The following is a 15,087-nucleotide window of genomic DNA, read 5'->3' on the forward strand; positions in this document are numbered from 1 at the left end:
GCCGGGCCTTGCAACGAGGGGAAAGGGGTCAGCGCTTGCGCAGGGTCTTGATGCGGTCGTAGGCGGCGTTGATGCGCCGCGACTTCTGCTCGGCCTGCTGCTGCAGCTCGGGGGCGGCGCCGCCAAGCTTGTCCGGGTGGTACTGCGAGATCAGCTTGCGGTAGGCGCGCTCGACCTCGGCATCGGTGGCCTCGGAGGTCAGCCCCAGCTCCCGGTACGGGTTCTCCTTGTTCAGGCGGAACCAATCCGAATCAAAGGCATGGCCGATCAGCAGGCCGACCACCGCGCCGAACAGCGGATTGGGCCGGAACAGCAGGGCGCCGGCGATGAATCCGAGCAGTTTTCCGTACCAGCGCATGGCGCTCCGGGGTCGACCGACGAAATGGACGCTCATTTTACGTCACAGCGGGCCCGGACGGCTTTACACTAGGCCGCCCGCTGGTCAGCGGGCCCGCCGGGTCCGTTGGGCAGCCGTATCGACAACGCCCCAGGAGTGCCCGTGCCAACCACGCTGTTGCAATCCGATCTCCCCGGCCTGCCCTTGCGCCACCGCGGCAAGGTGCGTGATGTGTTCGATATCCCGCGCGAGCGGCTGCCTGCAGGGACCCCGCCGGGCGACTACCTGCTGATGGTCGCCACCGATCGCCTGTCGGCGTTCGACGTGGTGCTGCCCGACCCGATCCCCGGCAAGGGCGAAATGCTCTGCCAGGTCTCCAATTTCTGGTTCGCCAAGACCGCGCACCTGATGCCCAATCACCTGACCGGCATCGACGTGGCCAGCGTGCTGCCTGAAGGCGTGGACCCGGCGCTGTACGCCCGGCGCGCCGTGGTCACCCGCAAGCTGAAGCCGGTGCCGGTGGAAGCGATCGCCCGCGGCTACCTGATCGGCAGCGGCTGGAAGGACTACCAGCGCACCGGCAAGGTCAGCGGCATCGACCTGCCCGATGGGCTGCGCCAGGCTGAGCAGCTGCCCGAACCGATCTTTACCCCCTCGACCAAGGCCGCGGTGGGCGACCATGACGAGAACATCGATTTCGATGCGATGGTGCGGCAGGTCGGCGCCGAACTGGCCGAGCGCGTGCGCGATGCCACCCTGCGCATCTACAAGTTCGCCGCCGATTACGCCCGCGAGCGCGGCATCATCCTGGCCGACACCAAGTTCGAGTTCGGCACCGATGCCGACGGCCGCCTGTACATCATGGACGAGATGCTGACGCCGGATTCATCGCGTTACTGGCCGGCCGACGAGTACGAAGTGGGCACCAGCCCGCCCAGCTACGACAAGCAGTTCGTGCGCGATTACCTGGAGACGCTGGACTGGGGCAAGACCGCCCCGGGCCCGAACATCCCTGCGGAGATCATCGAGCGCACCCGCGCCAAGTACGCCGAGGCGCTGCAGCGCCTGGCCGGGATCAGCGTCGACTGATCCCCTGCGCCCCCGGTCGCGGCGACCGGGGGCGTCGTGCCCGGCAGCGCCCAGGGTGGCGCTGTGCGAAGGCGCCCGGGAGTATGCTGTCGGCCTCACCGGAGGAAGCGAAGAAGCATGCAGACCACCACCGAGCTCGCGCGGCCGATCGACCGCTACTTCGCCAGCTACTCCGACGATCACCGCAATACGATCAACCAGCGCATCCACGTGGTCGCGGTACCGGCCATCCTGTGGTCGGCCGTGGCCCTGCTGTGGTGCCTGCCCCCCCTGATCACCTGGTTCCAGCACGGCATCTGGTCGGCGTTCGCGATGTTCAGTGCCTGGTGCTTCTACAACAAGCTGTCGCGTCCGCTGGGCATCGGCATGCTCATCCAGTTCTTCGTGTTCGGCTGCCTGTGCCGCCTGCTGGAGGCCGAGATCGGCCTGCACAACCTGTTCTGGCTGGCGGTGACGGTGTTCGTGGTGGCCTGGATCGCGCAGTTCATCGGGCACAAGTTCGAGGGCCGCAAGCCCAGCTTCCTGACCGACCTGACCTACCTGCTGATCGGCCCGGCCTGGGTGATGGCCAAGCTCTATCGCAGGCTCGACTGGCGTTACTGACACGCCTCCGGGCGGGCGTCACCCTCGCTTCCTGAACGGGCGGATTTCCTCACCTGCGGTCCACCGCCGGCCTGCCAGCCTGCACGCTCTGCCCCTCTGGCGGGGCGCCTGCCGCAGCGGCAGCCCCTGTGCGACAGGGCCTGCGGTCGCCGTGCGCGGGCGTAGGGTGCAGCCGGCCGCAGCCCCTGGCCGGCACCGCGGAGCAGATGCTGCACTGCAAAAAAATGAATCAGCGAACGTTACAGGCAATTGATCGCCGTTCGATGGCTTTCGGCGACATTTCGCAGCCTGTTATCCTCACTGACCTGCTCGTGAATCATGGATTCCCTGCATGCTCCCCAGCCTGCCTCTGCTGCTGGCCCTGCCGTTCCTGATGGCAGCGGCTGTTGCGGCCTTCCCCCGTAGTTCGCGCTCGACTGCTGCCTGGCTGGCGGCGCTGGCGCCGTTGGGCGGCTTGGCCATTGTCGGCTGGCTCACCCCGGCGGTGCTCGACGGCCAGATCGTCCGCACCCTGCTGCCTTGGCTGCCGCAGATCGGCCTGGACTTCCATCTGCGGCTGGACGGCCTGGCCTGGATGTTTGCCGGCCTGGTGCTGGGCATCGGCGCGCTGGTGGTGCTGTACGCGCGGTACTACCTCAGTGCGCAGGACAATGCCCACCGCTTCTACTGCTACCTGCTGCTGTTCATGGGCGCCATGCTCGGCATGGTGCTGTCGGGCAACCTGCTGTTGCTGATGATCTTCTGGGAAATGACCAGCATCAGCTCGTTCCTGCTGATCGGCTTCTGGTCGCATCGCCAGGATGCGCGCGAGGGCGCACGCATGGCGCTGGTGATCACCGGCGGCGGCGGGCTGGCCCTGCTCGGTGGCGTGCTGCTGATCGGGCGCATCGTCGGCAGCTTCGACCTGGATGTGGTGCTGGCGGCCGGTGAACAGATCCGCGCCAGCGCGCTGTATCCCTATGCCCTGTTCCTGGTGCTGGCCGGCATCTTCACCAAGAGCGCGCAGTTCCCGTTCCATTTCTGGTTGCCGCATGCGATGGCGGCGCCGACACCGGTCTCGGCCTACCTGCACTCGGCCACCATGGTCAAAGCAGGCGTGTTCCTGCTGGCGCGCCTGCATCCGGCACTGGCCGGCAGCGACCTGTTCTTCTATACGGTGAGCGGCATCGGCGCGCTGACCCTGCTGATCGGCGCCTGGAACGCGATCTTCCAGCACGACCTGAAAGGGCTGCTGGCGTATTCGACGATCTCCCATCTGGGCCTGATCACCCTGCTGTTCGGCCTGTCCACGCCGATGGCGGTGGTCGCCGGTGTGTTCCACATCCTCAACCACGCCACCTTCAAGGCCTCGCTGTTCATGGCCGCCGGCATCATCGACCATGAGACCGGCACGCGCGACATGCGCAAGCTGGGCGGGCTGCGGAAACTGATGCCCTTCACCAGCGCACTGGCGATCATCGCCTCGCTGGCCATGGCCGGCATTCCGCTGCTCAACGGCTTCCTGTCCAAGGAAATGCTGTTCGCCGAGGCGATCAGCGCCGGCGGCACCGGGACCATGCGCATGGCGGTGTCGATCGCGGCGTTGCTGGCCGGCGTGTTCGGCGTGGCCTACAGCCTGCGCTTCGTGCACGACACCTTCTTCGGCCCCGGCCCGCACGGTCTGGACCGCGTTCCCCATGAACCGCCGCGCTGGATGAAGGTACCGGTGGAACTGCTGGTGGTGGTCTGCGTGGCGGTCGGTATCGCGCCCGCGCTGACGGTGGCGCCGGTCCTGCATGCCGCTGCCGCCTCCATTCTCGGCAGCGCCATGCCCGAGTACAGCCTGTCGGTATGGCATGGCTTCAACCTGCCGCTGGCGATGAGCGCGATCGGCGTGGTGGGCGGTATCGCCCTGTACTTCGGCCTGCGCAAGCTGATCAACCTGCATGCCGTGACCAATACCACCACCGGCCGCAACGTGTTCCATGCGCAGCTGGATGCGGTTTCCGCACTGGCCATGCGCCTGACCAACGGCATCGCCAACGGCAGCCTGCAGCGGATGCTGCTGGGCCTGGTGCTGGTCGCGATCGTGGTGGCCGCCGCGCCGTTCGTGGCGAATCCGGCGTCCCCGAACTGGACCGCGCCGCAGCCGATTCCCCTGCTGGGCTGGGCGTTGTGGCTGGTGATGATGGGCTGCGCGATCGCCACGCTGCGCGTGTACAAGCAGCGCCTGCTGGCGGTGCTGCTGGTGGGCGGCGTCGGCCTGATGGTGGCGCTGACCTTCGTGTTCCTGTCGGCACCGGATCTGGCACTGACCCAGCTGCTGGTGGAGATGGTGACCCTGGTCCTGATGCTGCTGGGGATGAACTATCTGCCCGCGCAGTCCGGACCGGAGCGGCCGCGCTGGCGCAAGCGCCGCGACGCGCTGATCGCGGTCATCGCCGGTTCCGGTCTCGGCGCGCTGGCCTATACCGCGATGACCCTGCCGCCGAACACCATGGCCGGTGAGCTGGTGGCGCGTGCCCTGCCCGAAGCGTATGGCCAGAACGTGGTCAACGTGATCCTGGTCGACTTCCGCGGCTTTGATACCTTCGGCGAGATCACGGTGTTCGGCATCGCCGCGCTGGTGGTGCACGCGCTGCTGCGCCGCACGCGGATGGCCCCGGAGCAGATCATGCCCGGGCCGCCGATCAAGCTGCCGGTACCGGCCGACCTGGCGCAGATCATGTTCCCGCTGACGCTGACGGTCTCCATCTTCCTGTTCCTGCGCGGTCACAACGCCCCGGGCGGCGGGTTCATCGCCGGCCTGGTACTGGCGGTGCCGCTGCTGATCCAGTACGTGATCCAGGGTACGGCATCGGTGGAGTCGCGCTTCGGCTTCGACTACATCCGGTGCATCGGCACCGGCCTGCTGATCGCCCTGCTCAGTGGCAGTGCTTCGATGCTGTTCGGCGTGCCGTTCCTGACCAGCGGGCACCTCGACCTGCACCTGCCGCTGATCGGCGACGTGCCGCTGGCCAGCGCGATCGGCTTCGACATCGGCGTGTACCTGGTGGTGTTCGGTGGCGCCATGCTGATGCTGTCGATGATGGGCACGGTCAAGCCCTCTCGAACCCGCACCGCCCGCAAGGGCGAGATCGATCTGCAACGCCGTTCGGCCCGCACCGGGGAGATGCACTGATGGAACTGGCCCTGGCCACCGCGATCGGCGTGCTGACCGCCATCGGCGTGTACCTGCTGCTGCGGGCGCGCAGCTTCGACGTGATCCTTGGCATGACCTTCCTGTCCTACGCCACCAACCTGCTGATCTTTGCCGGTGGGCGCCTGGTGCAGGGCAAGGCACCGGTGCTGCAGGAAGGCGTCGAAAGCCACCTGGGCAACTACACCGACCCGTTGCCACAGGCGCTGGTACTGACTGCCATCGTGATCGCATTCGCGATGACCGCAGTGAGCATCGTGCTGGCCATGCGCAGCCGCAGCGACAACCACAGCGACCACGTGGACGCGCACGAGCCCGATGACGATGCGCCGCCGCGCCAGGGCGAGGACCGCGCATGAACCATCTGGTGATCCTGCCGATCCTGGTTCCCCTGCTCGGCGCCGCACTGTCACTGTTCGTCGAGCATCGCCGCTATGGTCCGAAGGTACAGCGGACCGTGGCCTGGACGGCACTGGCGGCCCTGGCCGTGGTGGTCGGGCTGCTGTTCGCCGATACGGCAGGCGGTGACATCCGCGTCTACCTGCTGGGTGACTGGCCCTCGCGCCTGGGCATCGCGCTGGTGGCCGACCGGCTGTCGGCGTGGATGCTGCTGACCACCCTGTTGCTGGCCATCCCCTGCCTGCTGCATGCCTGCTCGGGCTGGGACCGGCGCGCGCCGCACTTCCATGCGCTGTTCCAGTTCCAGCTGGTCGGCCTCAACGGTGCGTTCCTCACCGGCGACATCTTCAACCTGTTCGTGTTCTTCGAGGTGATGCTGATCGCCTCCTACGGCCTGCTGCTGAGCGGCGGCCGTGGCCTGCGCATGCGCATCGGCCTGCACTACGTGGTGTTCAATGTCACCGCCTCGACGCTGTTCCTGATCGCACTGGGCCTGCTGTACGCCTCGCTCGGCTCGTTGAACATGGCGGAGCTGTCGCAGCGCATCGCCGAGGTTCCGCCGGCCCAGCTGACCCTGGTGAAGGCCACGATGGGCCTGCTGCTGCTGGTGTTCTGCGCCAAGGCCGCCCTGATGCCGCTGTACCTGTGGCTGCCCGAATCGTACGCGCGCGCACCTGCTGCGGTCGCTGCGCTGTTTGCGATCATGACCAAGGTCGGCCTGTACGCCGTGCTGCGCGTGCAGATGCTGTGGTTCGGCGAGGACGCCGGCGCGATGGCTGGATACGGACGCGACTGGCTGCTGTGGGCCGGCGTGGCCACGCTGGTACTGGGTGGCCTGGGCGCGCTGGCCGCCGCGCGCCTGCGCGTGCTGATCTCCTACCTGGTGATCGTCTCGGCCGCGACCCTGTTCATTGCCTTCGCGGTGGGCACGCCGAAGGTGCTCTCCGCCGGTCTGTACTATCTGCCGCACAGCAGTTTCGTCGCGGCCGCGCTGTTCCTGGTGGCCGACCTGATCCGGCGCCGGCGCGGCGGTGCCAGCGACCGCAAGGAAGTGATCGCACCGATGCCGGGCAAGGAAACGCCAGCGGTACTGTTCCTGATCGGCGCCGTGTCGGTCGCCGGACTTCCGCCGCTGTCGGGCTTCCTGGCCAAGGCCGCCCTGCTGGCCGGGATGCCGGCGCAGTACACCGGCGCGGTATGGACGGCCGTGCTGGTCAGCAGCCTGCTGGTCATCATGGGCCTGACCCGAGGGGGCATCCGCCTGTTCTGGCGCGTGCCGCTGCCCGAGCCGGACGCGCCGCCGCCCCGCAAGGCCAAGCTGCGCAGGGTCGAGCTGTTCGCTGCCTGCATCCTGCTGGCCTACGGCATCGGCATGACCCTGGCCGCCGCCCCGCTGATGCGCCATACCGACGCCACCGCCGCCCAGCTGCTGCAGCCGGGCGAGTACGTGCAGCAGTTGCGCGCGACCACACCGGAGATCCGCCAGCCATGACCGCGCAACGCCCCCTTTTCCGCCGCCTGGTACCGTCGCCCGCACTGAGCATGATGGTGGTGGCGTTCTGGCTGCTGATGTCCGACAGCTTCAACCTTGGCCAGATCCTGCTGGGCCTGGTGCTGGGCGTGGTCGTGCCGCTGTTCGCCGCGCGCCTGGACCGCGAGTTCGCCCGCATCGGCACGTTGCGCCCGGTACCGAAGCTGCTGTGCGTCACCCTGTGGGACATCCTGATGTCCAACATCCGGGTGGCCCTGCAGGTGCTCGGCCCGGAGAAGAACATCCATCCGGGCTTCATCTGGCTGCCGCTGGACATCGCCAACATCCACGGCATCGCCGCGCTGACCAGCATGATCACCCTGACCCCGGGTACGGTGTCGGCGGCACTCAGCGACGACCGCAGGTTCCTGCTGGTGCACGTGCTGCACCTGGAGGATCCACAGACGCTGATCGACACGATCAAGCAACGTTACGAAGCCCCGTTGATGGAGATCTTCCCATGACCGGTTTTGAAGTCATCCAGACCACCCTGGTGGTATGCATGCACGTGGTCGGACTGGCCATGCTGCTGGCGACCTGGCGCCTGCTGCGCGGCCCGAGCGTGCCCGACCGCATCCTCGCCCTGGACACACTTTCAGTGACTGCCATCGCCGAACTGATGCTGTTCGGCATGTACCTCAACTCGCCGATCTACTTCGAGGCCGCACTGGTGATCGCCATGCTCGGCTTCGGCAGCACCGTGGTGCTGAGCAAGTTCGTGCTGCGCCGGGACATCGTCGAATGATCACCGCGATCCAGATCGGCCTGTCGGTCCTGCTGCTGTTCGGCTGCTTCTTCATCCTGGTCGGTGCGCTGGGCCTGGTGAAGCTGTCGACCTTCTTCAAGCGGCTGCATGCGCCGACCAAGGCCAGCACGCTGGGCGTGGGCTGCGTGCTGGTGTGTTCGGTCTGCTACCACATCTTCCTCGGCCAGGATCCGCAGCCGCGCGAGCTGCTGATCACCGTCTTCCTGTTCATCACCGCGCCGATCAGCGCGCACATGATGGCCAAGGCCGCGTTGTCGCTGCTGATGGAAACCCGTCCTACCCTGCCCGGCAACGAACGGGCTGCCGAAGAGCAGCTGCCACCGCCGGAGCCGGTGCGGAAAGAAGAGCAGAGCCCGACACGCTGATCACCCGACTCCCCGCATCCACCCAGGGCGGGGATCTGCTGCAGAGCCGGGCATGGGCTCGGCGCTACAGTGCCGGTGCCCCCACCAGCAGCAGTTCCAATACGAACCAGCCGACGAACGCCACCAGCAGGATCACGCCTTCGCCACGGCTGATCTTCAGGTCGCCACGCAGCATCGGATACAGCACCAGGGCAAAGGCCAGCAGCGCGGGCAGTTCCAGGCGCACGAACGATGCCGGCAGGGCCAGCGGCTGCAGCGCCGCCATCGCGCCGATCACCAGCAGCAGATTGACCGCGCTGGAGCCCAGCACGTGGCCCAGCACCATATCGCCATGGCCACGCCGCGCGGCGGCGATGGCGGTAGCCACCTCCGGCAAGGCGGTGCCGATCGCTAGCGGCAGCAGGCCGACCAGCAGCGGCGTCCATCCAAGTGCGACGCCGAAGTCGGCCGCTGCGCCAACGACCAGCCGCGCCCCCCAGTAGAGGGCCACCACGGCCACCAGCACACGCAGCACATTCAACGGCAGGCTGGTGCGGCTCAGCGCGGATCGTGCGATGGCCGCCTGCACATCGGCGGTCTCACTGCGGCCACGGCGCATCAGCACAGCCTGCATGACGACGAAGCCGGCCAGCAGTACGACACCTTCCCAGCGCGCAATGCGGCCATCCAGCCCGAACAGGATCAACAGAGCGCCGGCCCCCAGCAGCGACCACCAGAGCACGGTCTGCAGGCGCGCGCGCAGCAGCAACGGGGCCGCGATCGCCGCGATCGCCAGGGTCAGGCCCAGGTTGGCGATGCTGCTGCCCACCGCGTTGCCCAGCGCCAGTTCCGGCTGGCCCACGGCCAGCGCGCGGGCGTTGACCACCAGCTCCGGCATCGACGTCGCCACGCCGAGCAGCAGCAGACCCGCCGTGAACGGGCGGGCACCGAAGCGCTGGGCCAGGCCGGAAACGGCCTTGACGATGGAGTCTCCGCCGAGCCCCAGCAGCAGCAGGCCAAGCAGAAACCAGGCGATGGCAATGGCGATCATCGAGCACTCCCCCAGCGGTCGTCGCGCGATTCTACGCTTGGCCCGGCCGCGAGGCTGGGCGCTGCATCAAGGATCAGCCACAACCTTCGGTGTAATCGACCTGCGGGGTCTGGCCGACCCGCCACGCGCTGACCCGGCCGTCGGGCCCCAGGGCGAAATCGATCACCGCCGCACCTTCCTGCGCCGGACGCACGCGCAGGTGCTGGGCCTTGTCGTCGTACTTGTCGGGACCGACATCGGCACGCTCCGGATACAGCACCTGCAACTCGCCCAGGGTCATGCCGACCCTGCCGCCGCCTGGCGCGGTGATGGCGGCGCTGCGCACGTCATAGCGGACCAGCTTGCGGCCTTCGATCATCAGGCGTGGGTCATCGGCCTGCTGCGGACGCAGGAAATAGCAGTCCTCGTTGCCGTCGTCGGCCGGCAATGGCCTGCCTGCCGCATCGCTGCCCAGCCCCTGCAGCGGCGCGCCGAAGCCGCTGCGCACCTCGGCGATGCCCGCACCCAGCGCCACCCCGCCGAAACCGTCCAGGCGCGCGGGGCTGTCGGCGCGGGCATCGTTGGCCGGCCGTGACGCCAGGTCCGGATCGGCCGATTGCGCCGGGCCGGTGGCACTGGCGGTCTCGGCCGGCGAGTCGCTGCCGCTGCCGGCCGCTCCCTGTTTGTCCGAACCACCGCCACAGGCGGTCAGGGACAGCAGCATCAGGCCAGCCAATGGCAGCAGCTTCATCGGTATCGCTCCAGGAGGGATGGGCGGACGCTACCGCAGGCCGCGTGCAGGCGCTGCATTGTCATCGCTGTTTCATCGCCTTCGTTCAGGCTCGGCGTGCACCGTCCTGGCTGTCCCATCCATGCAACCGCGCAAGACCGATCTCGCCCGAACCGCGCTGCAGGCGCACCGCGCGCCGCTGGACATGCGCCAGCGCCGGTTGCTGATCCTGTGCGATGGCCAGCGCAGCGTCACCGAGCTGAGCGGGCTGATGGGCCAGGAGACGCCGGCCATGCTGATCCAGCTGATCCATGCCGGCTATCTGGAAGCCGACGCCCCTCCTCCCGCAGTGGCGGCATCCGGGCCCACCCCTGCACGGCCGCAGGCACACGCGACCGCGGCCACGCCGATCGAACGGCGTCGCTCGCTGGTCGCCTCACGGATCTATGTGCTGGGCATCCTGGAGATGCAACGGCATCCGCAGGCAGCGGCGCTGTTCCGCGACCTGCAGCAGGCACGCGCGCAGACCGATGTGCTGCAGGTGCTGCACTCGGCGTTGCAGGTACTGCCCACGCTGACCTCCGAAGGCTACTGCGAACGCGTACGGCAGCGGCTGCTGGAAGTCCTGCCGCTGGAGCACTGCGACGCCTTCACCGATGCCGCATGAGGCTCATCGGAAGTTGTTGCGCAGCCCTGCCCAGCACTGCTGGTAATCGGCCTGCCGGTGCCCGGCATCAAGCGCCTGGGCGGTCGGGCGGATCACCGCGCGGGTCTCGAACATGAAGGCCATGGTGTCCTTGACCACGTCGGGCTTGGACAGATCGGCACTGGAGGCCCTGTCGAAGGTCGGTGCATCCGGTCCGTGGCCGCTCATGCAGTTGTGCAGGGAGGCGCCGCCCGGCACGAAGCCTTCGGCCTTGGCATCGTAGGCACCGTGCACCAGGCCCATGAACTCGCTGGCGATGTTGCGGTGGAACCACGGTGGCCGGAAGGTGTTCTGCGCCACCAGCCAGCGCGGCGGGAAGATGGCGAAATCCATGTTGCTGGTCCCTGCTGTGTCGCTGGGCGAATGCAGTACCAGGAAGATCGACGGGTCCGGGTGGTCGTAGCTGATCGAACCGAGGGTGTTGAAGCGGCGCAGATCGTAGCGGTACGGCGCGTAATTGCCGTGCCAGGCGACCACGTCCAGCGGCGAATGGTCGATCGGCGCGCGCCACAGGCGTCCTTCGAACTTGGCGATGAGTTCGAACTCACCGTCGAGGTCCTCGAAGGCCGCATGCGGGGTTTCAAAGTCGCGCGGATTGGCCAGGCCGTTGGCGCCGATCGGCCCCAGATCGGGCAGCTTCAGCAGGGCGCCGTAGTTCTCGCAGATGTAGCCCCGGCTCGGGCCATCAGGCAGCTCGACGCGGAAGCGCACGCCACGCGGAATCACCGCGATCTGCTGCGGTTCGATCTCGATCACGCCCAGCTCGGTCAGCAGGCGCAGGCCACCCAGCTGGGGCACGATCAGCAGTTCGCCGTCGGCATCGTAGAAGTAGCGGCCAACCATGTCCCGGTTCGCGGCATACAGATGAATGCCGACGCCGGCGTGGGCATCCGGCGAACCATTGCCTCCCATGGTGTACAGCCCTTCGACGAAGTCGGTGGGCAGTTCCGGCAGCGGCAGCGGGCTCCAGCGCAGCTGGTTCGGCGAGGCCGGCTGCGAGCCGAAATCGCACTGCAGGCGCGATTGCGCGAACGGGGTGAACTCACCATGGGTCACCGCCGGGCGGATCCGGTACAGCCAGCTGCGCCGGTTGCTGCCGCGCGGCGCGGTGAAGGCGGTGCCGGACAGCTGCTCGGCATACAGGCCATGGGCCACCTTCTGCGGCGAGTTCTGCCCGACCGGCAGCGCGCCGGCCACGGCTTCGGTGGCGAATTCGTTGCCGAAACCGGACTGGTAGCCACGGGCGGTGATGGAGGTGGACATGGGGGCTCCTGGAACGGCAAGGCCGGAACGGAAAGCCGCCGGGCATGGCCCGGCGCTACCGCTGAGGGTGCAGGTCTGAAACGTTACAGCACGCCGCGGCGGATCTGGTCGCGCTCGATGCTCTCGAACAGCGCAGTGAAGTTGCCTTCGCCGAAACCTTCATTGCCCTTGCGCTGGATGATCTCGAAGAAGATCGGGCCGATACAGTTCTGGGTGAAGATCTGCAGCAGCTTGCGCTGGTGGGTTTCCGGATCGGCGTCGATCAGGATCTTGTTCTTCGCCAGGCGCGGCACGTCCTCGCCATGGTTCGGCACGCGCTGGTCGATCACGTCGAAGTAGGTGTCCGGTGTGTCGAGGAAATCCACACCCTGCGCACGCATCGCCTCGACGGTCTCGTAGATGTTCTCGGTGAAGCAGGCGATGTGCTGGATGCCCTCGCCCTTGTAGGCGTCCAGGTATTCGTTGATCTGGCTCTTCGGATCGGACGATTCGTTGAGCGGAATGCGCACGATGCCGTCCGGCGCGGTCATGGCCTTGGACACCAGGCCGGTCTTCAGGCCCTTGATGTCGAAGTAGCGGATCTCGCGGAAGTTGAACAGCCGCTCGTAGTAGTCCGACCACTGCTGCATGTTGCCGAAGTACAGGTTGTGGGTCAGGTGGTCGATGAAGGTCAGGCCGAAGCCCACCGGATGCTGATCGACGCCGGCGATCGGCTCGTAGTCGCCGTCGTAGATGCTGCCGGCGCTGCCATAGCGGTCGACCAGGTACAGCATGCAGTCACCGATGCCCTTGATGACCGGCGCGCCGACCGCCTTGCTGTCCGGCTTGAAGCCGATGGCCTCGGCACCGTTGCCCAGCGCGGTCTGGTAGACCTCCTGGCCCGGCTTCTTGAAGCGGATGGCGAAGCCGCAGGCGCACGGACCATGCTTTTCGGCGAAGTCGGCAGCGAACGAATCCGGGTCTTCATTGACCAGGAAGTTGACGTCGCCCTGGCGATAGACGGTAATCGGACGCTGCTTGTGCCTGAGCACCGCCGTGAAGCCCATCCTGCGGAAGTAGTCGTGCAGCTCCTGGCCGCGGCCGGCCGGGGCAGCAAACTCGACGAACTCGAAACCATCGATGCCCATCGGGTTCTCGAAGGTGGTGACCTGCATGCCCGGATTGGGATGCGAGGAGGGCTGGACTGCGGTATTCATGGCGGGGCTCCGAATCGGTACCGCATCGGTACAAACCAGGTGCGGGCAGGTAACGACCCGGCGAGAATGCAGGGTCTGGACCCAACCCTTATAGTTACACTTGAAACCACCAGCAAGGTGCACCGCAACATGAGCCCCGCCGATCCCGCTTCGACACGCCTGCGTGCATCGCACGTCCTGCTCGACCTGGAACAGTTCCTGCCCTACCGGCTGAGCGTGCTGTCCAACCGGGTCAGCGGCAACATCGCCAAGCTGTACGGTGATCGCTACGGTCTGGCCATTCCGGAATGGCGGGTCATCACTATCCTGGCGCTGTATCCCGGGTCGTCGGCCAGCGAGGTCTCCGACCGCACGGCGATGGACAAGGTGGCGGTCAGCCGCGCGGTGGCGCGCCTGCTCGAGCGTGGCTTCATCAAGCGCGAGACCCATGGCGACGACCGTCGCCGCTCGGTCCTGGCCCTGTCGGCAGCGGGCTTCGAGGTGTACGAGACCATCGCGCCGCTGGTGATCGAGATCACCCGCAAGCTGATGTCGGTGCTGAGCGAGGAGGAGGAACAGCTGCTGGAGACGCTGATCCTGCGCCTGGCGGGCGATGGCCTGGAACGGATGGGCGAAGGCGTCTGAGGCGTGCCGCCGGGGCTCGGCCCCGGTCTCAGGACAGCACGGTTCAGCTCAGGTGCTTGCGCCGCGCATGGATCCACGGCACTGCGAGTGCACCGATCGCGCCACCGGCAAAGCCCAGCGACGCGGCAACCGTGGCCGCTTCGACCGCCCCCGGCAGAGCCAGCGCGGCAGCCACCAGCAGCAGCGACGGCACGCCGACGAAGGTGCCGAGGAAGAAATGCCAGCGCGGCGACCACGTGTTGAGCTGCAGCAGGCTGACCGGTTGCCATGCTTCGCCGGCTGCGTCTTCGGCCATCTTCGCCACCACCTTGCCCAGATCCACCTCGGGCAGCGCGCGTCCCTGGCGCGCGGTCGCCAGCGCCTCGGCAACGGCGTCCACGGGCGGGAACGCGGACGGCCATGGCACCGGTGCGGGCACCCCGTACGCCGTCAACAGCGGCACGCTCAGCCATGGCGCGACCAGTGGACGCATGCGACGGCGAGCGTGCACGCACCAGACCTGCGACTGGCCATGCGCGACCACGCTGTACAGCGCCAGCTCGGTGGCCGCCGGATAGCCCAGCATGGTCACCCGCGCGGCCAGGCTGTCCTGCCCCACGGCACGCAGGAAGCCCGCGCGGCTGCGCCCCTCCTGCATCCACGCCACGCCCAGCGCCCCGACCAGAAAGGCTTCGGCCACGTCCCTGCCGCCCGCAGTGGCGCGTTCGTCACTGGCCAGGTACCACGCCAGCGACTTCGGTTCGGCCACATCCGGCAGGCCCCAACGGCTGTCGTCGCCCAGCACATGACGCACCGGCAGGCGTGCGGCCGCGGTCTCGCCACGTTCTCCCGGCTGCAGGAACGGCAGCACGCCCTGGATGAAGGTGGACAGCTCGATGGCGCGTACGCCGTTGCCCTGCCATTCCGGCGGCAGCAGGCCGGCCAGCTGGCCCTGCGACGCCAGCGCATCGAGTCGCGATTTCTGTTCCACCAGCGTCTGCACCGCGCCCTTCAGCACGACGTTGTCAGGCAGTGCGATCTGCGGCAGGCGATGGTGCGGCGGGGCCGCTTCGGGGGCACTGTCGCCGATGCCGACGTCATCCAGCAGTGCGTCCTGCGCCGGCAGGGTCACGCCCTCGCCAGCACCACCCTCGCCCAGGCTGCTGGCAGGATCGGGCAATCGTTCGGCGTGGTCGCTGTGCATGGGCGTTCCGGTAGGGTGCGTCGACGTCGGGTCGACCGGGAGCCTTGCCGGTAACGGCGTGCGTGCGATGAAATTGAGGCGGCGATGCTGGGAATGTGACGGCGCGCG

Annotated in this window: 16 protein-coding genes; 10 read left to right on the plus strand and 6 right to left on the minus strand. The window is 67.6% G+C overall.

Going from position 1 to position 15,087, the window contains the following annotated elements; translation table 11 throughout:
* Positions 1–28 precede the first annotated feature (28 nt).
* Positions 29–358: a J domain-containing protein gene (locus ACZLIF_RS18945; protein ID WP_005411327.1), complete on the minus strand. Its 330-nt coding sequence runs from the start codon at positions 356–358 to the stop codon at positions 29–31.
* 141 nt (positions 359–499) lie between these two features.
* Between ACZLIF_RS18945 and ACZLIF_RS18950 the strand changes: the two genes are divergently transcribed.
* The 8 genes from ACZLIF_RS18950 to ACZLIF_RS18985 all read left to right on the plus strand — a co-directional run bounded on the left by ACZLIF_RS18950 (position 500) and on the right by ACZLIF_RS18985 (position 8,268).
* Positions 500–1,426: a phosphoribosylaminoimidazolesuccinocarboxamide synthase gene (locus tag ACZLIF_RS18950; protein ID WP_053515559.1), complete on the plus strand. Its 927-nt coding sequence runs from the start codon at positions 500–502 to the stop codon at positions 1,424–1,426.
* Between the two features lie 117 nt (positions 1,427–1,543).
* The gene (locus ACZLIF_RS18955) at positions 1,544–2,029 is read left to right on the plus strand and encodes an Mpo1 family 2-hydroxy fatty acid dioxygenase (RefSeq protein ID WP_128988923.1); all 486 of its coding nucleotides are present in this window, start codon (positions 1,544–1,546) and stop codon (positions 2,027–2,029) included.
* 331 nt (positions 2,030–2,360) lie between these two features.
* Positions 2,361–5,189: a monovalent cation/H+ antiporter subunit A gene (locus tag ACZLIF_RS18960; RefSeq protein ID WP_128988921.1), complete on the plus strand. Its 2,829-nt coding sequence runs from the start codon at positions 2,361–2,363 to the stop codon at positions 5,187–5,189.
* Positions 5,189–5,566, plus strand: coding sequence for a Na+/H+ antiporter subunit C (locus ACZLIF_RS18965; RefSeq protein WP_053515553.1), 378 nt, complete (start codon positions 5,189–5,191; stop codon positions 5,564–5,566). Before ACZLIF_RS18960 ends, ACZLIF_RS18965 begins: the two co-directional genes overlap by 1 nt.
* Positions 5,563–7,098 carry a monovalent cation/H+ antiporter subunit D gene (locus tag ACZLIF_RS18970; protein ID WP_128988919.1) on the plus strand — a complete coding sequence of 512 codons (1,536 nt, stop codon included), beginning with the start codon at positions 5,563–5,565 and terminating at the stop codon, positions 7,096–7,098. Before ACZLIF_RS18965 ends, ACZLIF_RS18970 begins: the two co-directional genes overlap by 4 nt.
* Positions 7,095–7,601, plus strand: a complete 507-nt coding sequence (locus ACZLIF_RS18975; RefSeq protein WP_128988917.1) for a Na+/H+ antiporter subunit E — start codon at positions 7,095–7,097, stop codon at positions 7,599–7,601. Before ACZLIF_RS18970 ends, ACZLIF_RS18975 begins: the two co-directional genes overlap by 4 nt.
* Positions 7,598–7,882, plus strand: coding sequence for a K+/H+ antiporter subunit F (locus tag ACZLIF_RS18980; RefSeq protein ID WP_053515548.1), 285 nt, complete (start codon positions 7,598–7,600; stop codon positions 7,880–7,882). Before ACZLIF_RS18975 ends, ACZLIF_RS18980 begins: the two co-directional genes overlap by 4 nt.
* On the plus strand, positions 7,879–8,268 hold the full coding sequence (locus ACZLIF_RS18985; protein WP_074900035.1) for a Na+/H+ antiporter subunit G: 390 nt from the start codon (positions 7,879–7,881) through the stop codon (positions 8,266–8,268). The genes ACZLIF_RS18980 and ACZLIF_RS18985 overlap by 4 nt, the downstream gene beginning before the upstream one ends.
* Before the next feature lie 64 nt (positions 8,269–8,332).
* Here ACZLIF_RS18985 and ACZLIF_RS18990 read toward each other — a convergent pair whose 3' ends face one another.
* Together ACZLIF_RS18990 and ACZLIF_RS18995 are read right to left on the minus strand one after the other, a co-directional pair.
* Positions 8,333–9,298, minus strand: coding sequence for a sodium:calcium antiporter (locus ACZLIF_RS18990; RefSeq protein WP_128988915.1), 966 nt, complete (start codon positions 9,296–9,298; stop codon positions 8,333–8,335).
* Between the two features lie 73 nt (positions 9,299–9,371).
* Positions 9,372–10,028 (minus strand): hypothetical protein, encoded by a 657-nt coding sequence (locus ACZLIF_RS18995; protein ID WP_053515542.1) that lies wholly within the window; start codon positions 10,026–10,028, stop codon positions 9,372–9,374.
* 121 nt (positions 10,029–10,149) lie between these two features.
* Between ACZLIF_RS18995 and ACZLIF_RS19000 the strand changes: the two genes are divergently transcribed.
* A complete protein-coding gene (locus ACZLIF_RS19000; protein WP_128988913.1) occupies positions 10,150–10,674 on the plus strand; it encodes a hypothetical protein in 525 nt (174 codons plus the stop codon).
* A 3-nt stretch (positions 10,675–10,677) separates the two neighbouring features.
* On the opposite strand, the gene hmgA is transcribed toward ACZLIF_RS19000, so the two are convergent.
* Both hmgA and hppD read right to left on the minus strand, forming a co-directional pair.
* Positions 10,678–11,976, minus strand: coding sequence for a homogentisate 1,2-dioxygenase (gene hmgA / locus ACZLIF_RS19005; protein ID WP_053515539.1), 1,299 nt, complete (start codon positions 11,974–11,976; stop codon positions 10,678–10,680).
* An 83-nt stretch (positions 11,977–12,059) separates the two neighbouring features.
* Complete coding sequence (hppD, locus tag ACZLIF_RS19010) at positions 12,060–13,172, minus strand: 4-hydroxyphenylpyruvate dioxygenase (protein ID WP_227255313.1); 1,113 nt, start codon at positions 13,170–13,172, stop codon at positions 12,060–12,062.
* Positions 13,173–13,301: 129 nt separating this feature from the next.
* Here hppD and ACZLIF_RS19015 point away from each other — a divergent pair, with 129 nt between their 5' ends.
* Entirely contained in the window at positions 13,302–13,796 is a 495-nt protein-coding gene (locus ACZLIF_RS19015) for a MarR family winged helix-turn-helix transcriptional regulator (RefSeq protein ID WP_065174367.1), read from the plus strand.
* Between the two features lie 43 nt (positions 13,797–13,839).
* Here the strand turns inward: ACZLIF_RS19015 and ACZLIF_RS19020 are convergent, their stop codons facing one another.
* On the minus strand, positions 13,840–14,979 hold the full coding sequence (locus ACZLIF_RS19020; protein ID WP_128988911.1) for a hypothetical protein: 1,140 nt from the start codon (positions 14,977–14,979) through the stop codon (positions 13,840–13,842).
* Between the last annotated feature and the right edge of the window lie 108 nt (positions 14,980–15,087).

It is taken from the genome of Stenotrophomonas sp. 2201_Sma (genome assembly GCF_056486685.1).